Here is a 22,297-nt window from a genome sequence, read left to right on the forward strand (position 1 = left end):
ATGCATTTAAAATTTCTAATTGAGTCTTTAAATACATGATATCTATCTCACTAAACTTAAGTAGGGGCATAAACATCATGAGGTTAATTAAACCACTTGTTGCTTTTCCTAAGATTTGTTTAGTGTTATTTATCCGCGGTTATCAAAAGTGGATTAGCCCGCTGTTAGGTCCGCATTGTCGTTTTAATCCAAGCTGCTCACATTATGCAATTCAAGCAATTAATTTGCATGGATTTATAAAAGGTAGTTGGTTAGCTTTAAAACGCATATTAAAATGCCATCCTTTACATTCAGGTGGAGACGATCCCGTACCTGAAAAATTAACCCATATTAACCACCAACACGAGAAATAAGAGCTGTTATGGAATCGCAACGCACGTTTTTATTAATTGGCCTAATGCTAGTGTCGTTTTTATTGTTCCAAGAATGGGATAATGATTACAACAAGCCTAAAGCCGATCCAAGTGCCACAACACAAACACTACAAGCAAATTCACCAGAGTCGGATGATTATATTCCTTCATCGTCAGATTCAGGTTTACCCGCTTCAGCAACTTTAGCTAAACGTTCAGTTATTGAAATCACAACTGACGTTTTTAAAGTTAAAATTGACACCAAAGGCGGTGACATTGTTGAAACAGACCTTCTTCAATACGAAGAAACTAAAGGAAGTGAAACACCTTATATGCTTCTTGGTCAGCTTGATAGTGGCAAACAATACTTTTCACAAAGTGGCTTAATTGGCTTAAATGGCCCTGACGCATCAGCTAACGGTCGCCCTACTTATAGTACCGAACAAAAATCATATACCTTAACGGGTGATGAGCTTCGCGTTCCACTTCAGTTTACTGATAGTAATGGTGTTAGTTTTACTAAAACATACGTATTCAAAAAAGGTCAGTATGACGTAGGCTTAGAATACAAAATCAACAACACTACCAGCGCACCTCTTCAAGTACAGCTATACACGCAAATTAAGCGTACCGTACAAGAAAAAGGTAGCATGGTTGATCAAAACTATTTAGGTGCTGCATACGGTACTGACGAAGAACCATACGAAAAGTATAGTTTTTCAGATATGGCTGATAAAAACCTAAACAAAAACACGCAAGGTGGTTATGTTGCATTTATACAACATTACTTTGTAAGTGCTTGGGTTCCAATGCAGGATCAAACAAATACAATTTATAGTTTAATTACAAAAAGTAATGCCGCTATTATTGGTGCTAAAGATCCCGCTGTAAATATTCAAGCTGGTAGTGAGCAAACACTAACTGCTACTTATTATATGGGTCCGAAAGAGTCAGATATTCTTGAAGCAATTCACCCAGACTTAGACTTAACTGTAGATTACGGTTGGTTATGGTTTATTTCGCAACCTTTATTTGTATTGCTAAAATGGCTACATAGCATTTTAGGTAACTGGGGTGTAGCAATTATTGCCATCACTATTATCGTTAAATCGTTAATGTACCCACTTACTAAAGCGCAATACACTTCAATGGCAAAAATGCGTGCCCTACAGCCTAAAATGGCAGCTCTTAAAGAAAAGTTTGGTGACGACCGTCAAAAGTTCGGCCAAGCAACTATGGAAATGTACAAAAAAGAAAAAGTTAACCCAATGGGTGGCTGTTTCCCTATTTTGCTACAAATGCCAATTTTCTTAGCCTTGTTCTACGTATTCTTAGAGTCAACTGAACTTCGCCATGCTGAATTTATTTTTTGGTTAACAGACCTTTCTGCACAAGACCCGTACTACGTATTACCAATCTTATTTGGTGCGAGTATGTTTGTGACGCAAAAACTACAGCCTATGACGGTAACTGATCCAATGCAGCAAAAAATGATGACCTTTATGCCGGTTATCTTCTCTGTATTCTTCTTATGGTTCCCATCGGGTTTAGTTCTTTACTGGTTAGTGTCTAACCTTATTTCTATTGTCCAGATGTTAATCATCTACCGTGGCATGGAAAAGAAAGGAATTAAAGTAAGAGGCTAACTAAGCTCCTACTTATATAAAGGCGACTTCGGTCGCCTTTTTTATTGCCTGTTTTTCACCAGAGTATTCGCGAGTGTTTATTTCATAGGTTACAATACCGCCATAAAGTTACTCATCGTTGGCAAATTAATAGCATGATCAATCAAGATACAATTGCAGCACAAGCAACTGCCCCCGGACGTGGTGGTGTTGGTATTATTCGCGTTTCAGGTAGCCTTGCTAAAAGTGTCGCCGAAAAAGTAGTAGGTAAAATTCCTAAAGTTCGCTACGCCGATTACGTGCCATTTAAAAGCCTAGCTGGCGAGCAACTTGACCAAGGTATTGCCATTTACTTTGCAGGTCCTAACTCATTTACTGGTGAAGACGTACTTGAACTACAAGGCCACGGCGGTCCTGTAGTACTTGATATGCTACTTAAAGAAATTAGTAAAATAGAGGGCGTTCGTTTAGCAAAGCCTGGTGAGTTTTCTGAGCGCGCATTTATGAATGACAAGCTTGATTTAACACAAGCAGAGGCCATCGCCGACTTAATTAATGCTACGAGCGAACAAGCTGCCAAAAGCGCCCTACAGTCTCTCCAAGGTGAATTTTCTAAACACATAGAAACGCTTGTAGAAAAAGTAATTCACTTACGTATGTATGTAGAAGCGGCAATAGATTTTCCTGATGAAGAAATTGATTTTTTATCAGACGGTAAGGTATCAGGCGACTTAGACGCCATTATTACCCAGCTTAATACCGTAACCAACCAAGCAAAACAAGGCAGCATCATGCGCGAAGGTATGCGTGTTGTTATTGCTGGTCGCCCAAATGCCGGTAAATCAAGCCTACTAAACGCCCTAGCCGGTCGTGAAGCTGCAATCGTAACAGAAATAGCCGGTACCACTCGCGACGTACTACGAGAGCATATACATATAGATGGTATGCCACTGCATATTATAGATACCGCAGGCCTACGAGAGAGCCCTGACCGCGTAGAACAAATAGGTATTGAACGGGCGTGGGATGAAATAAACCAAGCCGATCGCGTTTTATTTATGCTTGATGGCACTGACACTATAGATACTGACCCGCATAAAATTTGGCCTGAATTTATGGCCAAATTACCAGAAGGTATGGGGGTTACGGTCATCAGAAATAAAGCTGATTTATCGGGTGATATAGTCGGAATGGAGCAAGAGCAACAATACCCGGTCATCAGCTTAAGTGCTAAAAATGCTGACGGTATTGAACTTGTTCGCGAGCATTTAAAAGCCTGTATAGGCTTTCAAGGCGCAACAGAGGGTGGCTTTATGGCGCGCCGTCGTCATTTGGATGCACTAGAGAGTGCTGCGTATCATTTAGAAACAGGTAAAACACAATTAGAAATGCACATTGCTGGTGAAATATTGGCTGAAGAACTACGTTTAACACAGCAGTATTTAAACGAAATAACCGGTGAATTTACCTCAGACGACTTACTTGGCAAGATATTTAGCTCATTTTGTATTGGTAAATAAGCACCTCATTACAGATATATGTTTATTATAAGAGCACTTAGGTGCTCTTTTTTATGTAAAATATTCACTATAAAATATGTATTTATACCGTCAATCCCAGCCAGTTCTGCCAATAAAATCATACCCAAAGCGATAGTTATTACCAGCCAGATCATGTAGATTAGACAGTGAAAAGAGCCTTTAAGTAAGGTATTAATAGCGCAAGTAACACCCATTTTAAGGTCAAAACCGATACATATTTCAAACAAAAATACGTTTTAAAATCGTTATCCTCCACACAAAAGTTAGTTATAAATAGCTTTTTTATAATTACCTAGCTCATAAAAACTAATGTTATTTGCTCAATTTAAGAGCTAAAACGTGACGATAAACACTCTAAATAATCAACTTTATACAACATATGGACAGACGATCACTGCGGCTTTTTAATAAAAATGACTCGAGATTTGAGTGCATCAAACTTTTGATCTACTAATCCACCAGCAAAATACATAAAAAAAGCAGCTATAAATACGCATTAAATTAAATATATTGAGATCACTTATCCACAAAACCTAATTTTTAGCTCAAATAAATAGTAAATTGAGCCACCTCGCAGAGAAAAACCTAATGTTCTATTAAAAATTATCTGTTTATAAGCTTATTTTTAATTAATTTCGTTAGATCAGCTCAATTAGATCATTTAATAAAATTATTTTCGATCTAAATTTAAGGTTATCAACAACCTTTATATCCACATTATGATCACCTTGTGCTTTTTATGCCTAGATTTATAATTAAATCTTTCACTAAATAGTAATATCAATAACTTAGCGATTATTAAACAACCTAAAAGGTGTGTTTAAACAGAGCTTTCCCCACTGTTATCAACAACTTGATCAGAAGATTACATTTAAAGATATTTTGTTAATTCCTATAATATCAAAAACTTAAGGAGGCACTTTCAAATAAGAGTAAAATTAGCACAAAAATAGTTATACAAAAAAGCACTCTTAACTTTACTGTTACTCACACTCAGTTATCATAGGCAGCAATTAAAACCAATGTGATCACTAATATTCATGAGTTCAGTAAATCTTATTGTTGGCAGCCAAATGGGATCAGCCGAGTATGTTGCAGAGCAACTAAGCGACGCGCTTAATAACCTTGGTATTACTACACAACTACATGATCAACCTGAATTTAGCGATATAGATCAGCAAAATACTATTTGGTTAATTTGCACATCTACTTATGGTGCAGGTGATTATCCTGAAAACTTTATTAGCTTTGTTGAAGATGTGACTCAAGCTAATGATTTATCAGAATTAAAATACTCAGTAATCGCTTTAGGTGATACCAGTTATGACACTTACAACCAAGCTGGACGTAATATAGATGCCTTATTATCTCAAAAAGGCGCTATAAAAGTAGCAGAACGCTTAGAGCTTAATATTCTCGATGAAGCACTACCAGAAGACACAGCATTAGCATGGTTAGACTCTTGGATAACCAAAACAGGCTTAAAATAGATAGATCAAGTAAAAAGTTATATATAAAGTTACCCACAATTTACTAATAATTTAATAGATTTTGTGGATAAAGATTGAATAAACTGCTTTTTAAAGCATGCTTATCCATGGGATAAGATCCAACTGATTCAGCCCTGTGCATAAGGTGCCTTTTTGATCAGAGCTTATTTGCGGGATGATCCGATCATATTAACACCTTTAGATCTGATCTAATTTCATGTTTTAAATGAAGATCTAAACCTTATCAACAGAAAAGCTGATCAGTAGTAGTTATAGTAATAAAAGATCTCTTTAAAAGATCCTTTATATTATTAGAGATCACATACTTAGATCTTGCTCTATGTTTAATCATTTATCTTCTGCCAATTTCTAGGTAGAATACGCTCCCTTTTGAAGTTTACCGGTTTGATTTAAGTAGGATCCCATTAATGATTTTTCACGAAAATTTTGACGTTATCGTAGTAGGTGGTGGACATGCTGGCACTGAAGCCGCATTAGCAGCTGCCCGTATGGGGATGAATACCCTGCTACTGACTCACAATATGGATACCCTTGGTCAAATGTCTTGTAACCCAGCGATTGGTGGGATTGGCAAAGGTCATTTGGTAAAAGAAATTGATGCGCTTGGCGGTGCAATGGCACAGGCCATTGACAAAGGCGGGATCCAATTTCGCACACTAAACTCTTCAAAAGGACCTGCTGTTCGTGCAACTCGAGCACAAGCAGATCGCGCTTTGTACAAAGCAGCTATTCAAACAACATTACAAAATCAAGATAACCTTAAGATTTTTCAACAATCATGTGATGATCTTATTGTTGAAAACGATCGTGTTACTGGCGTAGTAACTCAAATGGGTTTACGTTTTAGTGCTCCAAGTGTTGTTTTAACCGTGGGTACTTTTTTAGGTGGCCAAATACACATTGGTTTAGAAAATTACAAAGGCGGTCGTGCTGGTGATCCACCATCGATTGCATTGGCTGAACGTTTACGCGAACACCCTTTTAGAGTGGATCGTTTAAAAACAGGTACTCCGCCACGTATTGATGCACGTACTGTTGATTTTACAAAAATGGAAGCACAGCCTGGTGATATGCCAACACCTGTATTTTCATTTATGGGTAAACAATCAGATCACCCACAACAAATACCGTGTTACATCACTTACACCAACGAAAAAACACATGATGTTATTCGTAAAAACCTACATCGCTCACCTATGTACTCAGGTGTTATTGAAGGTATTGGTCCACGCTACTGCCCATCAATTGAAGATAAAATTGTACGTTTTGCGGATAAAGATAAGCACCAAATATTTGTTGAACCTGAAGGCTTAACATCATACGAATTATATCCAAATGGTATTTCTACTAGTTTACCGTTTGATGTACAACTTGAGATTGTGCAATCTATTTCTGGTTTTGAAAATGCACATATTTGTCGACCAGGCTATGCAATAGAATATGACTACTTTGATCCACGCGACTTAAAACAGTCTTTAGAAACAAAATTTATCGAAGGCTTATTTTTCGCGGGTCAAATTAACGGCACTACCGGTTATGAAGAAGCGGGTGCACAAGGCTTAATTGCAGGTATGAATGCTGCGTTAAAAGTGCAAGGTAAAGATTCTTGGACACCACGTCGCGATGAAGCTTACGTGGGTGTATTAATTGACGACTTAGCAACACTAGGTACGAAAGAACCGTACCGCATGTTTACTAGCCGTGCCGAATACCGTTTACTACTTCGTGAAGATAATGCAGATATTCGCTTAACTGAAAAAGGCCGTGAGCTGGGTTTAGTTAATGACGAACGTTGGCAGGCATTTAACGAAAAAATGGAAGTAATCGAAAAAGAGAAGCAACGCATTAAAGATACGTGGATTCATAAAGATCACGTCGTTGTTGATCAAGTAAATGCATTACTAAAAACACCATTAACTCGTGAAGCAAGTTTAGAAGAATTACTTCGTCGTCCAGAGATTCGTTATAACGATCTTATGGCTATTGACGGTTTAGGATCTGAATTTACAAACGTAGCAGCACTTGAACAAGTTGAGATCCATACTAAATACGCAGGCTATATTGCGCGTCAACAAGATGAGATCAATAAGCAGCTTCGTCATGAGCAAACAATTTTACCAAAAGAGTTTGATTACAAAACTGTATCAGGTTTATCAAATGAGGTTGTTGCTAAGCTTATTGAGTCACGTCCAGACACTATTGGCCAAGCATCGCGTATTTCTGGTATCACCCCAGCGGCGATTTCGCTATTATTAGTGTATCTGAAGAAGCAAGGCTTATTACGCAAATCTGCGTAACGATAAGGGTACATAGTGTTACAGCAACAATTAACTACATTGTTAGCGCAAACTGATATTGCGCTAACGGAAAAACAACAGCAACAGCTAGTTCGTTACGTCGAGTTATTAGATAAGTGGAATAAAGCTTATAATTTAACTTCGGTACGCTTACCTGAAGAAATGATGATTAAGCATATTATGGATAGTTTAGTTGTTGCACCTCACTTACCCGGTCATCATTATATTGATGTTGGCACAGGGCCTGGCCTTCCGGGCATTGTATTAGCGATTGCATTACCTAACACACAATTTGTGTTACTAGATAGTCTAGGTAAACGCGTTCGCTTTTTAATGCATGTTAAACATGAGCTTGGCCTTGATAACGTAACACCTGTTCAGTCAAGAGTTGAAGAATATCAGCCAAGTGTTAAATTAGATGGCGTACTCAGTCGTGCATTTGCTTCATTACAAGATATGGTTGACTGGTGTTCGCACTTAATTGATCATTCGGGTAAATTTATAGCGCTTAAAGGTGTGTTCCCTAGTGAAGAGCTAGAGTCATTACCTACTGGCGTTAAGTTTGAGCAAAAAATTGCATTAGAAGTACCTAAGTTAGATGCACAACGACATTTAATTATTCTTTCTAAAGACTAGGGATCAGAGACACTGTGGCAAAAGTCATCGCATTAGCAAATCAAAAAGGTGGAGTGGGTAAAACTACAACCGCTGTTAACCTCGCTGCGTCTATGGCTGCAACGAAACGTAAAGTGCTGTTAATTGATCTCGATCCGCAAGGCAATGCGACTATGGGAAGTGGCGTAGATAAGTACGGCGACGTACCAACTATTTACGACTTACTCATTGAAGATAAACCTATAGAAGACGTTATTATCAAAGAAACGTCTGGCGAATACCATATGATTGCTGCAAACGGTGATGTAACCGCTGCAGAAGTTAAACTTATGGAATTATTTGCCCGTGAAGTGCGTTTACGTAACGCACTTGAAAAAATTCAGGATCAGTACGAATTTATTTTTATCGACTGTCCACCCTCTTTAAATATGTTAACTGTTAACGCAATGGCCGCAGCTGATTCTATTTTAGTGCCAATGCAGTGTGAGTATTATGCACTTGAAGGGTTAACCGCATTAATGGATACGATTACGCAGCTTGCTAAGTTAGTAAACCCTAGCTTACAAATTGAAGGCATACTTCGTACTATGTACGATCCGCGTAACCGTTTAGCGAATGACGTATCAGAACAATTAAAACAACATTTTGGCGACAAAGTATACCGTACGGTGATCCCGCGTAATGTTCGTTTAGCAGAGGCACCTAGTTTTGGTACACCTGCTATGTATTATGACCGGGCATCAAGTGGCGCTAAAGCATATTTAGCACTCGCTGGTGAAATGTTACGTAGAAAAGAAAAAACAGCGTCCGTTGTCGCCTAACTTTGAGGTAAAAAAATAACATGTCTGCTAAAAAACGAGGTTTAGGCCGAGGACTCGATGCACTTTTAAGTTCGTCAAAGCCTACACCGAGCGCAAGCAAGGAAAAAGACACATCAAACGTGACTGAAGCTGTAAAAAATGCGGCTGGGCCAAATAACAGTGAATTACAAAAACTCCCAATCGAGTTTTTACACTCTGGTAAATATCAACCTCGTAAAGACATGTCCGAAGAGGCACTAGAAGAGCTTGCTAGTTCTATTCGCTCACAAGGTATTATTCAACCTATAGTCGTGCGCCCTATTGCACAGAATAGTTTTGAAATTATCGCCGGTGAGCGTCGTTGGCGTGCAGCGCAAATAGCTAAGCTTGAAACAGTACCTTGTATTATTAAAGACGTACCAGATGAAGCTGCAGTTGCTATTGCGCTAATAGAAAATATTCAACGTGAAGACTTAAATGCCATGGAAGAAGCGGTTGCGTTAAATCGCTTACTTAGTGAATTTGAACTAACACATCAGCAAGTAGCAGATGCGGTTGGCAAATCACGCACTACAGTAACTAACTTACTTCGTTTAAATAATTTAAACAGTGATGTAAAAATTCTGTTAGAACATGGCGACATTGAAATGGGGCACGCTCGCTGTTTATTAGCCCTTGAGGGAGAAGCACAATCAGATGCTGCTCGTTTAGCTGTTGCTAAAGCACTAACCGTTCGTGAAACCGAGAAGTTAGTTCGTTCAATTTTAGAACCCGTGCCAGCTAAAGAAATAGCTGAAAAAGATCCAGATGTTAAACAGTTAGAGCAACAACTCGCTGAAAACCTAGGTGCCAAAGTAGAAATAAATTACAACAAAAAAGGCAAAGGTAAGCTTGTTATTTCTTATACTAATTTGGACGAACTTGACGGCATTTTAAATCGCATTAATCAAGACAATACCCACCATTAGTTTTCTACATGTCTAAAAAGGGACATTTGTAGCTATTTCGTGTTACAAAGCGTCTACTCAAGTTGCAAAACTGGCAGGATTAAGTATAATTTCGCCAGTTTTCACACCCTAACAATTAGAACGCAATAAAGGTTAACTAAACGTGACTGATAAGTTAGCGAGTCCATATCGACTTGCCGTATTAAAGTTAATTTGCCTTCAGGGTGTTGTAGCATTAGTTGCTGCTGTAATTATTTGTTTTAGTTCGGGAGTCAATGCCGCGCTTTCATCACTCGCTGGTGGAGTTGTCGCAGTACTTCCGCACTTTGTATTTGGTCTTTATGCATTCCGACATATGGGTGCAAGTCGAGCAAATCAAGCGTATGCCTCGTTGAAACGCGGCAACGGATTAAAATTTATGCTAACAATTGTATTGTTTGCGCTAGTACTGAAGCATTTTCCGGTAATTTTATTACCCTTTTTTAGTACTTATATACTGGCGCTCTTTACTGGATTGTTCGCACCCGTTTTTTTTAAACATTAACTTTGGGATATAACATGGCAGCAGAAGAAGTTACTCTATCTGGCCATATCCAGCACCATTTGACCAATGCTAAGATGTGTTCGACCGATACAGGTCTCGCCTTCAATAAAGCATGTACGGATAGTGGTTTCTGGACATGGCATATAGATACCCTCGCATGGTCTATCGGTTTAGGTCTTATATTTTTATGGATCTTTCGTAGTGCCGCTAAAAAATCAACACTAGGTGTACCTGGAAAATTTCAATGTTTCATTGAAATGGTAGTAGAGTTTGTTGGTGACAACGTACGTGATACTTTCCATGGTAAAAGCAAGCTTATTGCACCATTAGCATTAACAATATTCGTTTGGATATTTTTAATGAACTTAATGGATTTAATACCGGTTGACTTTTTACCTGCATTAGCTGGTTTTGTTGGTGAAACTGCGTTTGGTATGGATTCACACGATGTGTACATGAAAATTGTACCAACGACAGACATTAATATGACTGCAGCGCTAGCGCTGGGTGTATTTATTTTAATGATAGGCTACTCAATTAAAATAAAAGGCATCGGTGGTTTTATTAAAGAGCTAACACTTCACCCGTTTAGTTCAAATAATACTGCACTACAAATCCTTTTAATCCCGTTTAACTTATTACTTGAACTGATTGCGCTGGTTTCTAAACCGTTTTCATTAGCGCTACGTTTGTTTGGTAACTTATATGCAGGTGAATTGATTTTCATCTTGATCGGCGCTATCGGATTTATGCAATTACCATTGCATTTTGTTTGGGCTGTATTCCACATCTTAGTAATTGTATTGCAAGCATTCGTATTTATGATGCTTACGATTGTATACCTAAGTATGGCAAGCTCAGATAATCACTAATTTTTACAACCTTTAATATTTAACTTTAATTTACAATTGAAACTTTGGAGAAAAAAATGGAACTAGTATTAGGTCTTAAGTATATCGCAGTAGCTTTACTAATCGGCTTTGGTGCAATCGGCACAGCAATCGGTTTTGGTAACATGGGCGGTAAATTCCTTGAAGCATGTGCGCGTCAACCTGAGCTTGCACCTTCGCTACAAGTTAAGATGTTTATTCTTGCTGGTCTAATCGATGCTGTAGCAATGATTGGTGTTGGTATCGCTATGGTATTGTTGTTCGTACTTTAATTTTATTTTTTGAACAGCTTACTATTTAAGGAGGAGCGGTTGTGAACTTAAACGCCACTCTTATCGGTGAATTGATTGCGTTTACGGTGTTCGTATTATTTTGTATGAAATACGTATGGCCACCACTAAACGGTGCAATTGAAGCTCGCCAGAAAAAAATCGAAGATGGTTTAGCTGCCTCTGATAGAGCCGAAAAAGACTTAGAACTTGCGCAAAAGAAAGCTGCTGAACAGCTTAAAGATGCAAAAGCTCAAGCGGCTGATATCATTGATCAAGCTAAAAAGCGTGCAGTGCTAATTGTTGACGAAGAAACACTTCGTGGTCAGCAAGAGCGTGAAAGTATCATTGCTCAAGGGCACTCTGAAGTTGAGTCTGAACGTAATCGCATAACAGAAGAGCTACGTAAGCAAGTAGCAACTCTGGCAGTGATTGGTGCAGAACGTATTTTAGAGCGTGAAATTAATCAAGCCGCACATAGTGACATCGTTGAAAAACTTGTCGCTGAGCTGTAATTAGGAGGGTATGAGCATGTCTAATTTGACTACTATCGCTCGCCCATACGCTAAAGCGGCTTTTGAACTTGCCGTTGAGAAAGGCACTCTAGAAAGCTGGAATGATATGTTGTTCTTTGCAGGCCACGTAGCCAGCAATGAACAAGCATCATCTGCTTTAGCAGGTATGCCTACAGCTACTGCACAAGCTGAATTATTTATTCAACTTTGTGCTGAGCAGCTCAACGAACAAGGTCAGAACCTAGTTAAGGTGATGGCTGAAAATGGACGTTTGACAGCTCTACCTGACGTTGCTGAGTTATTTGCTGAATTTAAAGCAGAATACGATAAAGAAATCGAAGTAGATGTGATTTCTGCAACTCCTCTTGTTGCTGCGCAACAAGAGTCATTGGTAGCGGCACTTGAAAAACGTTTCGCACGCAAAGTTAAGCTGAATTGTAGTGAAGACGCGTCAGTGGTTGGTGGACTTATTATTAGGTCTGGCGACACTGTAATCGACGGTACTATTCGCGGTAAATTAAGCCGCTTAGCTACAACACTACAATCGTAATTGGGAAAAAGAGCATGCAACTTAATTCCACTGAAATTTCAGATCTGATCAAACAACGTATTGAGAAGTTCGAAGTTGTAAGTGAAGCTCGTAACGAAGGTACTATTGTATCTGTTACTGACGGTATCATCCGCATCCACGGTCTTGCTGACTGTATGCAAGGTGAAATGATTGAGCTTCCTGGCAGCCGTTATGCTATCGCACTAAACCTTGAGCGCGACTCAATTGGTGCAGTAGTAATGGGTCCGTACGCTGACCTTACTGAAGGCGTAAAAGTATATACAACTGGTCGTATTTTAGAAGTTCCTGTTGGTCCTGGTCTACTTGGTCGTGTTGTAAACACACTAGGTGCTCCAATCGATGGTAAAGGCGCTTTAGATAACGACGGGTTTGAACCTGTAGAAAAAATTGCACCTGGTGTAATCGAGCGTAAATCAGTAGATGAGCCAGTTCAAACTGGTTATAAATCTATCGATGCGATGATTCCAGTTGGTCGTGGTCAACGTGAACTTATCATCGGTGACCGTCAAACAGGTAAAACTGCACTAGCAATCGATGCAATCATCAATCAAAAAGACACAGGCGTTAAGTGTGTGTACGTTGCGATTGGTCAAAAAGCATCTACTATTGCAAACGTAGTTCGTAAATTAGAAGAGCATGGTGCACTAGCAAATACTATCGTAGTTGTTGCATCTGCTTCTGAATCTGCGGCACTTCAGTACTTAGCACCGTTCGCGGGCTGTACTATGGGTGAATACTTCCGTGACCGTGGTGAAAACGCATTAATCGTATATGATGATTTGTCTAAGCAAGCAGTTGCTTACCGTCAAATTTCATTACTACTTAAGCGTCCACCAGGCCGTGAAGCATACCCAGGTGACGTATTCTACCTTCACTCTCGTCTTTTAGAGCGTGCATCGCGTGTAAACGCAGATTACGTTGAAAAGTTCACTAATGGTGAAGTGAAAGGTAAAACTGGTTCATTGACGGCATTGCCAATCATTGAAACTCAAGGCGGCGACGTTTCTGCGTTCGTACCGACTAACGTTATCTCTATCACCGATGGTCAGATCTTCTTAGAAACTGACTTATTCAACTCAGGTATCCGTCCGGCAGTAAATGCTGGTATCTCGGTATCGCGTGTTGGTGGTGCTGCACAAACTAAAATCGTTAAGAAACTAGGTGGCGGTATTCGTCTAGCCCTAGCTCAGTACCGTGAATTAGCTGCGTTCTCGCAGTTCGCGTCTGACCTTGATGATGCAACTCGTGCTCAACTTGAGCATGGTGAGCGTGTAACAGAGCTAATGAAGCAGAAACAGTACGCGCCAATGTCTGTTGCTGAAATGTCTTTATCGTTATTTGCTGCTGAAAAAGGCTTCCTTCAAGACATCGAAATCGCGAAAATCGGTGACTTTGAAGCAGCTTTACTTTCTTATGCAACTAGCACATACGCAGAGCTTGTGGCTCAAATCAATGAAACTGGTAACTTGAATGCCGAGATCGAAGCGCAGCTTAAAGAACTTCTTACGAAGTTCAAGTCTACGCAAACTTGGTAATTTAGTTATTAATGGTGCGCTTTAGGAAACTAAAGCACACCTTGATTCGGAGAGAGAGTCATGGCCAGCGGAAAAGAGATTAAAAGCAAGATCGGGAGTATTAAAAATACTCAAAAGATCACTAGCGCAATGGAAATGGTTGCTGCGTCTAAAATGAAAAGGGCGCAAGAACGCGTTGCTTCAAGCCGTCCATACGCTAATAAATTACGTGAAGTAATTGGTCGTGTTGCTCAAGCAAATCTTGATTTTACTCACCCGTTCTTAAAAGAACGTGAAGTGAAACGAGTTGGTTATATTGTTATCTCTACAGACCGTGGTCTGTGTGGCGGTCTAAACTCAAACGAGTTTAAGAAAGTTGCACTTGATGTTAAAGCGTGGAAAGAGAAAGGTGTTGATGCTGAATTTGCTACTTTAGGTAGTAAGGCAGCAGGCTTCTTTCAACGTTTTGGTGGTCAACTACTCGCTAAAAAAGCGGGCCTAGGAGATAAACCTTCAGTACAAGACGTTATTGGTCCTGTAAAAATTATGCTTGATGCATTTTCTGAAGGCAAAATAGACCGTTTATTCTTGGTATATAACAAATTCGTTAATACCATGAAGCAAGAGCCAATTATAGATCAGTTACTCCCTTTGCCAAAAGCTGAAGAAGAAGTATCTGCTCACACATGGGATTACTTATACGAGCCAAACCCAGAGGCTATTTTAGAGTCTTTGTTAGTACGCTTTATTGAGTCTCAAGCATACCAAGGTGTGGTAGAAAATGCTGCCTCAGAACAGGCTGCTCGTATGGTTGCAATGAAAGCTGCAACTGATAACGCAGGTGACCTTATGGACGAGCTACAGCTTGTTTATAACAAGGCTCGCCAAGCAGCAATCACACAAGAAATTAGTGAGATTTGTTCTGGCTCAGCAGCAGTTTAATGCTTCGGGTAAAGATTAACGAGAGGAATAGACATGAGTTTAGGTAAGGTCGTCCAAATTATCGGCGCCGTTGTGGATATTGAATTTCCACAAGATAGCGTGCCAGCGGTATACCACGCACTAAGAGTAACAGATGGCGATTTAGCTGGTTTGACTTTAGAAGTTCAACAACAGCTAGGTGGCGGTGTAGTGCGTACTATCGCTATGGGTACTACTGATGGTTTACGTCGTAGTGCTTTAGTTATGAATACAGGTGAATCGATTCAAGTTCCAGTTGGTAAAGCAACACTTGGTCGTATCATGAACGTACTTGGTGAGCCAATCGATGAAGCGGGTCCAATCGGCGAAGAAGACCGTATGTCTATTCACCGTGCAGCGCCTTCATACGAAGAGCAATCAAGTTCAGTTGAGCTTTTAGAAACTGGTATCAAGGTTATCGACCTTGTATGTCCGTTTGCTAAAGGTGGTAAAGTTGGTTTATTCGGTGGTGCCGGTGTTGGTAAAACTGTAAACATGATGGAACTTATCCGTAACATCGCAATCGAGCACAGCGGCTACTCAGTATTCGCAGGTGTTGGTGAGCGTACACGTGAGGGTAACGATTTCTACCATGAGATGAACGATTCAAACGTACTTGATAAAGTATCGCTTGTATACGGTCAGATGAACGAGCCTCCAGGTAACCGTTTACGCGTAGCGTTAACAGGCCTTACTATGGCTGAAAAGTTCCGTGATGAAGGTCGCGATGTACTTTTCTTCGTAGATAATATCTACCGTTATACACTTGCTGGTACTGAAGTATCTGCACTTCTTGGTCGTATGCCGTCAGCGGTAGGTTACCAGCCTACACTTGCTGAAGAAATGGGTGTGCTTCAAGAGCGTATCGCTTCAACTAAGACTGGTTCAATTACATCAATCCAAGCGGTATACGTACCTGCGGATGATTTAACGGATCCATCTCCAGCAACTACCTTTGCTCACTTAGACGCAACAGTAGTACTTTCACGTGATATCGCATCACTTGGTATCTACCCAGCGGTAGATCCACTTGATTCATCTTCGCGTCAACTTGACCCACAAGTAATTGGTCAAGAGCACTACGATACAGCACGTGGCGTTCAAACAGTTCTTCAGCGTTACAAAGAACTTAAAGACATCATTGCAATCCTAGGTATGGACGAGCTTTCTGACGAAGATAAGCAACTTGTATCTCGTGCACGTAAAATCCAACGTTTCCTATCTCAGCCATTCTTCGTGGCAGAGGTGTTTACAGGCGCGTCTGGTAAATACGTATCACTGAAAGATACAATTGCTGGCTTCAAAGGCATTTTAAACGGCGAGTTTGATGAGCTTCCAGAGCAAGCGTTTTACATGGTTGGCTCTATCGAAGAAGCTCAAGAAAAAGCCAAAGGCATGTAACTAGGAGGGTAGTATGACAGCTATGACTGTACATCTTGACGTAGTAAGCGCAGAGCAGAGCTTGTTCTCTGGTCTTGTTGAATCGATTCAAGTATCTGGTAGTGAAGGCGAGCTGGGTGTAAACCTAGGTCATGCTCCACTACTAACTGCCCTTAAACCTGGTATGGTACGTTTAGTTAAGCAATATGGTCACGAAGATGTGTTATATGTTGCTGGCGGTACATTAGAAGTTCAACCAAATCACATCACGATTCTTGCAGATACTGCGGTTCGTGGTGAAGATTTAGATGAAGATTCTGTACAAAAAGCTAAACGTGAAGCTGAAGAACATATGGCGAATTCGTCAGCTGTTGAGTTTGATTATCAACAAGCGGCTACGCGACTGGCAGAAGCAGTTGCTCAGTTACGCGTAATTCAGCAATTACGTCACAAGTAAGCCTATCCGGTTTTGAAAAGCCCACTTTATGTGGGCTTTTTTGTGTCTGTAATTTAAACATGGTGTATCGCTTATTTATAATTGTTAAATAACAGGTCTATCAGACTATTATCTGTGCTTTATCACTTATATCCTTCACCAATCCTCGCTACAATAACGTCATCCAATTAAGTGTGTTTTTCAGTCAAGATTCAGTACGAATAAACTAACCTACTGAGTATCTGCACAAGAAGTGATTTACGTAATCTTCTGCACAAACATAATACTTATTTAGCTAAAACAACGGAAAAAGGAAATTGTTTTAATGGCTCTAACAACTGTTATTCTTGCTGCGGGTAAAGGTACTCGTATGCGCTCTGCTCTACCTAAAGTTTTGCACAATGTTGCAGGTAAACCAATGGTACAGCACGTTATTGATAATGCGATGGCATTAGGTGCAACGACTACAAACTTAGTTTACGGACACGGCGGCGATCTATTACAACAACAACTTGCCGATAACGATGTAAATTGGGTACTTCAAGCAGAACAACTCGGTACTGGCCACGCAGTAGCGCAAGCCAACTCTCATATTAACGATGAAGACACAGTATTGATTTTATACGGCGATGTACCGCTAACAAAACAATCAACTCTAGAGCGTTTATTAGCTGCAACACCTAAAAATGGTTTAGCGGTATTAACGGTAAATTTGGTAAACCCAAATGGCTATGGTCGCATGCTTCGTGTTGGTGGTAAGTTAGTCGGTATTGTTGAGCAAAAAGATGCAAGCTCAGAGCAGTTACTTATTAACGAAGTAAATACAGGCATTATGGCTGTTAACGGTAAGCTATTAAAAACATGGTTAGGTAACTTATCTAACAATAATGCACAAGGCGAGTACTACTTAACAGATATCGTTGCAATGGCTCACAGTGAAGGCGTAGAGATCACTTCCGCGCAGCCAGATCATGCAATGGAAGTTGAAGGCGCAAATAACCGTGTACAACTTGCAGGCTTAGAGCGCGCTTACCAAGCATGGCAAGCAGAAGAGTTAATGTTAAATGGCGCTACCCTGGCCGACCCTGCCCGTATAGATGTGCGTGGCAATGTTAAAACAGGCGAAGACGTATTAGTTGATATAAACGTTATCTTTGAAGGTAATGTGACCCTTGGTAACAATGTACAAATTGGCCCTAACTGTGTACTTAAAAACTGTACCATAGGCGATAACGTGGTAATAAAGGCTAATACCCTAATTGAAGATGCAAGCGTAGCTGCTAAATGTACGCTGGGCCCTTATGCTCGCCTTCGCCCTGGCGCTGTTATGGAAGAAGACTCACACATTGGTAACTTTGTTGAGATGAAAAAAACCCGTTTAGGCAAAGGCTCAAAAGCCAACCACTTAAGTTACTTAGGTGATGCTGAAATTGGCGAAAAGGTGAATATTGGCGCTGGTACTATTACCTGCAATTACGATGGTGTTAATAAATCAAAAACTATTATTGGCGATAATGCTTTTATTGGCTCTAATTCATCACTCGTTGCCCCAGTAAATATAGGTGCAACTGCAACAATTGGTGCAGGCTCTGTGATCACCAGTACCGTTGAAGATAACCAATTAGCAATAGCACGCTCTAAACAGCGTAATTTAACGGGTTGGAAACGCCCAGTTAAAAAATAATAAGCCAACACCTTTTTAAAGCGAGTTATATACTCGCTTTTTTATTGTTTATATTTTGGCTGTTATTTAAACTAATGGTTAACGGATTAAAAAATACCCTCAAGGAACTCTTATATCAGCATATGCTCGCTGTGCTATTGCCGAAAGGCAACGTCAAAATCAAATTAAAAGTCTTCTATCAGGTAAATAGAAACGAATTAACGATCCATTAAAGACAGGAGGTGGGTTATACCCTTTATTTGATGATATGAAGGCATTAGCCATTATAGCGGCTGCAATGCAGCGCCAAGGTAGTGTTTTCGGTAAGTTTAAAATTAAAGTTTATAATGGTTCCCCCGCTATTATAATGTCTTCTTACCCTGGTATCAGAGCTCATTTAACGGGTACTCGTTATTTAGCAAGTAACCCCAAACTTTTTACTATCGGTGTCGGTAAATTAGAAGCTGTAAAAGCCATAAAGGGTGGGTTTGTACTCACTCTAGTAATTTCAGTGACATTTCATGCTACAGACTATCTTTTAAACGATCAAAAAAATGGCATGACTTAGTGGCAGGTGTAGCCGTAGATATGGCTGTAGTTGGAGCCGCTATTGTGACTATTAGTACAATATTAGGTGTCGCATCGGCAGCTGGTTTAGCAACAATAATTGCTGCTACATTATTAATGCCCTTGTTGGTTGTTGTAATCGTAGGGGTGGCTTTTTCAATTGCATTTTCGGATACCAGTAATTATGTAAAAGTACTTTCTGATGAGTTAAGAAATATTGAAAATAAGATACAGAGTGGTGTAATTAAAATTAAGGCTGGAGCGCAAAAAATTAATAGCGAATATAAAGAAAATCCAAATGAATTTTTACATGAAATCTTTGGAGTTCCTATGTTTAAAAAAACTAGGTCTTATAACTTGTGAAGTTTTTAGAATGGAAAAAAGCAGATAAAAAGTTATCTCTTGTAAATATTAAAGAATTAGCATCTGTTTTTTTCTTGTTAATTGCTAGTGGAGGGCTGTGCTACAAAATAGCCTTAAACTTTTTTTCCGAAGTGGAAACTATATTTTTAGTTAGTCAGCCTCAATTTTTTATCAAAGAGCAAGCCACCATACTATTATCTTTTTTATTATTACCTTGCCTATTTCTAACGTTTTTATCGACTTTACAGCGTTTTTTGGGGTTTGATATAAAGTTAACTTTAATTAATGCATTTAAAAGTGCAGTTGTAGGTTTAATTGTTTTATTAATTCTATCAATCCCGACGAATCTTGTCATAGAGTCTAATTTAAAAAGCAAAGGTTACACTTATTGTAGTTGGTATACAGGATCCTCACTTCGAGCACCTGATGTTTGGCTAAAAAACGATGAGTTATGCTTACAAGATGGCTCTGTCATAATCAGTGATATAGCCGATTGGTTCGAGCAAAAAAACCAACAAGGTATTGAGCCTTCTGTTGATGAGCTAAAAGAGTTTATAAAAGAAACTCGAAAAAGGCGTAATGAGTATATTAATAGGTTTTAGCTACAAACCTGCTTTCATGGGCAATAAGTACTCCTTAGCTTCAAGCGAGTTATATACTCGCTTTTTTATTGCCGAAAGCTAATCAAAATAAAATTGCCATAATCTTGTCATGCCTGTGTGTTGATATTTAGCAAATACAATACTAAGGAAAATCAAATGTTTAAAAAATCAATTATTGCGCTGTCACTTATATCTGTTCTTACTGGTTGCTCACTTGATGGTGACGATGGCCAAAACGGCTCTCAAGGATTACAGGGAGAACAAGGCGCAAATGGGATAAATGGTGTAAATGCTAATTCAGTATTAAATATTAGCCTCGTAGGAAGAGGAGTATTAAATGCACAAAGTCCAGAAGGTGCCGCTGAAATAGTTGCTTACCAAGCATCTAAAAAATGGATTTACGCTATTAACAGTTCAGGCGATGACGCTGTTATTAATATTTTACCCGCCGATACCTTTGATACTGCCGCACTCGTTAAAGATAACGAAGGGGTTATCAGCGCCACAAATTTAACGTCCGTTATTACGTTGTCTTTAAACGAGCATACCCAAGGCGATGCAAACAGCATTGCTATTGATGAAAATAATAATTTACTAGCGGTCGCAATGGCTGCTAAAAGCACGGGTGATGCAGGTCAAATTGCTTTTTACGATATAAGCGGCGACTCACCTGTATTTATTAAAAATGTTACAGTCGGATTTTTACCAGACATGGTGACGTTCACCCATGATGGCGCAAAGGCAGTGGTTGCTAACGAAGGTGAACCAAGTGGCGACTACAGCGTAGATCCTGAAGGTTCTATTAGTATTATCGATATAACAAATAATGTAATAGCCGATACGGCAATAAATATTGATTTTAAAGCCTATAGCAACAAACAAACCGAACTAGAAGCGCAAGGGGTCGTTTTTGCAAACCCCAATGGTCGTACTATTAACGGTAATCTGATAAATACCACAGTAGCTATGGATTTAGAGCCCGAGTACGTTAGCATTTCTAAAGATAACAAATACGCTTATGTATCTATTCAAGAAAACAATGCACTTGCAATAGTTAACCTACAAGACAACAGCCTTGAGCTAAAGGGCTTAGGCTTTAAAGATTGGTCAAGCTTACAACTTGATGCCTCAGATAAAGATGGCGGCGTTAATTTTAAATCATACCCAGGGCTCTATGGTATGTACCAGCCCGATACTATCTCAAGCTTTAGTTGGAAAGGCGCTAACTTTATAGTCACTGCCAACGAAGGTGACGCAAGAGAATACTTTTTTGATACAACGGATGAAGCAGATTGTATAGCAAAGGGGGGACTTGATTACGATAAAGACGACGGCTGCTTAGCTTATATAGATGAGAGCCGCGTTGAAGACTTAACGCTTGCAGCTAATTTTGATTACTTAAATAACGACGATAACGATATTGGTCGCTTAAAAGTAACAACAATAAAAGGCGATACTAATAATGATGGTCAATACGAATCGCTTTATGCTTATGGTGCACGTTCGTTTACCATTTTGGACAGCAATGGGCTGGTGGTGTTTGATTCAGGCGATGATATAGGTCGTATTACTGCATCGGTTCATGGTGAAGCATTTAACAACAATGAAGATGAAAACAAAGGTGACTCACGTTCAGATGATAAAGGCGCAGAGCCAGAAGCGCTGACTATTGGTAAAATTGACGATCGTACATTTGCTTTTATAGGGCTCGAGCGTATGGGTGGGATTATGGTTTATGATATTACCAATCCATATAATGTGCAGTTTGAAGACTACTTCTATAATAGAGGCTTAATTAAAGACGCTAATATTACAGGCGATTTAGCGCCTGAAGGAATGGAATTCGTTCCAGCTGAGCAAAGTGCTACAGGAAACCCACTATTAATCGTTGGAAATGAAATATCAGGCTCCATTGCCGTATGGGAAATAGCATCTAAATAAACCTTTAATTTAAAATAAAGCTGTGTGTTGTTTGTTTAACATACAGCTTAGTTTAAACCTTACTAATACCTCATCAATAGATACTTATATTGTGCGTGTTTTTTAAACTAAAAGTATCCTGTAGCCCTTTATTTGTATAGCTTTCATACTAAATTCATTTAATTGTCAAAAAGCTGAAATAAAACATTGACCCCCGCTCGAATCTCCCTATAATGCGACCCCACTGAGACGGGAAACAGCAACGCATAGCGAGGCACGAACTACTCACAGAGTTAAATAAAACTTCGGTTTTAAATCTTCTAAAAAGAAAGTTTAAAACAAAGTGTTGACTCGAAAAATAAAGGGTGTATTATTCGCATCCCTTGAGACGCTAAAGCGACTCAAAACGTTCTT

The 22,297-nt window shown here is 39.4% G+C and carries 22 protein-coding genes; all 22 read left to right on the forward strand.

The annotated features are described in order from the left end of the window. Positions 1–77 precede the first annotated feature (77 nt). The 22 genes from yidD to H5116_RS17770 all read left to right on the forward strand — a co-directional run bounded on the left by yidD (position 78) and on the right by H5116_RS17770 (position 21,904). Positions 78–353, forward strand: a complete 276-nt coding sequence (yidD, locus tag H5116_RS17670; protein ID WP_004335219.1) for a membrane protein insertion efficiency factor YidD — start codon at positions 78–80, stop codon at positions 351–353. A gap of 8 nt (positions 354–361) precedes the next feature. Next, positions 362–1,999, forward strand: coding sequence for a membrane protein insertase YidC (gene yidC, locus H5116_RS17675; protein ID WP_024597181.1), 1,638 nt, complete (start codon positions 362–364; stop codon positions 1,997–1,999). Between the two features lie 134 nt (positions 2,000–2,133). Then, positions 2,134–3,498 carry a tRNA uridine-5-carboxymethylaminomethyl(34) synthesis GTPase MnmE gene (gene mnmE, locus H5116_RS17680; protein WP_007584209.1) on the forward strand — a complete coding sequence of 455 codons (1,365 nt, stop codon included), beginning with the start codon at positions 2,134–2,136 and terminating at the stop codon, positions 3,496–3,498. A 1,061-nt stretch (positions 3,499–4,559) separates the two neighbouring features. Next, positions 4,560–5,009 carry an FMN-binding protein MioC gene (gene mioC, locus H5116_RS17685; protein WP_024604761.1) on the forward strand — a complete coding sequence of 150 codons (450 nt, stop codon included), beginning with the start codon at positions 4,560–4,562 and terminating at the stop codon, positions 5,007–5,009. 428 nt (positions 5,010–5,437) lie between these two features. Beyond that, a complete protein-coding gene (gene mnmG, locus H5116_RS17690) occupies positions 5,438–7,327 on the forward strand; it encodes a tRNA uridine-5-carboxymethylaminomethyl(34) synthesis enzyme MnmG (RefSeq protein WP_004335230.1) in 1,890 nt (629 codons plus the stop codon). Positions 7,328–7,342: 15 nt separating this feature from the next. After that, the gene (rsmG, locus tag H5116_RS17695; protein ID WP_004335232.1) at positions 7,343–7,963 is read left to right on the forward strand and encodes a 16S rRNA (guanine(527)-N(7))-methyltransferase RsmG; all 621 of its coding nucleotides are present in this window, start codon (positions 7,343–7,345) and stop codon (positions 7,961–7,963) included. A gap of 14 nt (positions 7,964–7,977) precedes the next feature. After that, positions 7,978–8,763 (forward strand): ParA family protein, encoded by a 786-nt coding sequence (locus H5116_RS17700; RefSeq protein WP_004335235.1) that lies wholly within the window; start codon positions 7,978–7,980, stop codon positions 8,761–8,763. 20 nt (positions 8,764–8,783) lie between these two features. Further along, a complete protein-coding gene (locus H5116_RS17705) occupies positions 8,784–9,710 on the forward strand; it encodes a ParB/RepB/Spo0J family partition protein (RefSeq protein WP_182716744.1) in 927 nt (308 codons plus the stop codon). Between the two features lie 142 nt (positions 9,711–9,852). Continuing rightward, positions 9,853–10,233 (forward strand): ATP synthase subunit I, encoded by a 381-nt coding sequence (locus H5116_RS17710; protein WP_004335240.1) that lies wholly within the window; start codon positions 9,853–9,855, stop codon positions 10,231–10,233. Between the two features lie 14 nt (positions 10,234–10,247). Beyond that, positions 10,248–11,105 carry a F0F1 ATP synthase subunit A gene (gene atpB, locus H5116_RS17715; protein WP_024597178.1) on the forward strand — a complete coding sequence of 286 codons (858 nt, stop codon included), beginning with the start codon at positions 10,248–10,250 and terminating at the stop codon, positions 11,103–11,105. A 56-nt stretch (positions 11,106–11,161) separates the two neighbouring features. After that, positions 11,162–11,395: a F0F1 ATP synthase subunit C gene (gene atpE, locus H5116_RS17720; protein WP_004335261.1), complete on the forward strand. Its 234-nt coding sequence runs from the start codon at positions 11,162–11,164 to the stop codon at positions 11,393–11,395. A 41-nt stretch (positions 11,396–11,436) separates the two neighbouring features. Continuing rightward, positions 11,437–11,907, forward strand: a complete 471-nt coding sequence (gene atpF, locus H5116_RS17725) for a F0F1 ATP synthase subunit B (protein WP_004335264.1) — start codon at positions 11,437–11,439, stop codon at positions 11,905–11,907. 16 nt (positions 11,908–11,923) lie between these two features. Then, positions 11,924–12,457, forward strand: coding sequence for a F0F1 ATP synthase subunit delta (gene atpH / locus H5116_RS17730; protein WP_004335267.1), 534 nt, complete (start codon positions 11,924–11,926; stop codon positions 12,455–12,457). A 14-nt stretch (positions 12,458–12,471) separates the two neighbouring features. After that, positions 12,472–14,013, forward strand: coding sequence for a F0F1 ATP synthase subunit alpha (gene atpA, locus H5116_RS17735; RefSeq protein ID WP_004335270.1), 1,542 nt, complete (start codon positions 12,472–12,474; stop codon positions 14,011–14,013). A 60-nt stretch (positions 14,014–14,073) separates the two neighbouring features. Next, positions 14,074–14,934 (forward strand): F0F1 ATP synthase subunit gamma, encoded by an 861-nt coding sequence (gene atpG, locus H5116_RS17740; protein WP_024597176.1) that lies wholly within the window; start codon positions 14,074–14,076, stop codon positions 14,932–14,934. Between the two features lie 33 nt (positions 14,935–14,967). Beyond that, positions 14,968–16,353: a F0F1 ATP synthase subunit beta gene (gene atpD / locus H5116_RS17745; RefSeq protein ID WP_004335274.1), complete on the forward strand. Its 1,386-nt coding sequence runs from the start codon at positions 14,968–14,970 to the stop codon at positions 16,351–16,353. A 13-nt stretch (positions 16,354–16,366) separates the two neighbouring features. Continuing rightward, on the forward strand, positions 16,367–16,789 hold the full coding sequence (locus H5116_RS17750; protein WP_004335277.1) for a F0F1 ATP synthase subunit epsilon: 423 nt from the start codon (positions 16,367–16,369) through the stop codon (positions 16,787–16,789). Positions 16,790–17,093: 304 nt separating this feature from the next. After that, a complete protein-coding gene (gene glmU / locus H5116_RS17755; RefSeq protein ID WP_182716745.1) occupies positions 17,094–18,452 on the forward strand; it encodes a bifunctional UDP-N-acetylglucosamine diphosphorylase/glucosamine-1-phosphate N-acetyltransferase GlmU in 1,359 nt (452 codons plus the stop codon). A gap of 247 nt (positions 18,453–18,699) precedes the next feature. Continuing rightward, positions 18,700–18,999: a hypothetical protein gene (locus H5116_RS20425; RefSeq protein WP_259398865.1), complete on the forward strand. Its 300-nt coding sequence runs from the start codon at positions 18,700–18,702 to the stop codon at positions 18,997–18,999. Next, positions 18,999–19,361, forward strand: a complete 363-nt coding sequence (locus H5116_RS20430) for a hypothetical protein (RefSeq protein ID WP_259398866.1) — start codon at positions 18,999–19,001, stop codon at positions 19,359–19,361. Before H5116_RS20425 ends, H5116_RS20430 begins: the two co-directional genes overlap by 1 nt. Then, positions 19,358–19,963, forward strand: coding sequence for a DUF1240 domain-containing protein (locus H5116_RS20435; RefSeq protein WP_182716746.1), 606 nt, complete (start codon positions 19,358–19,360; stop codon positions 19,961–19,963). Before H5116_RS20430 ends, H5116_RS20435 begins: the two co-directional genes overlap by 4 nt. A gap of 156 nt (positions 19,964–20,119) precedes the next feature. Then, positions 20,120–21,904 carry a choice-of-anchor I family protein gene (locus H5116_RS17770; RefSeq protein WP_182716747.1) on the forward strand — a complete coding sequence of 595 codons (1,785 nt, stop codon included), beginning with the start codon at positions 20,120–20,122 and terminating at the stop codon, positions 21,902–21,904. The last annotated feature ends 393 nt before the right edge of the window (positions 21,905–22,297 follow it).

Source organism: Pseudoalteromonas sp. SG45-2 (assembly GCF_014164115.1).
Taxonomy (GTDB): domain Bacteria; phylum Pseudomonadota; class Gammaproteobacteria; order Enterobacterales; family Alteromonadaceae; genus Pseudoalteromonas; species Pseudoalteromonas distincta.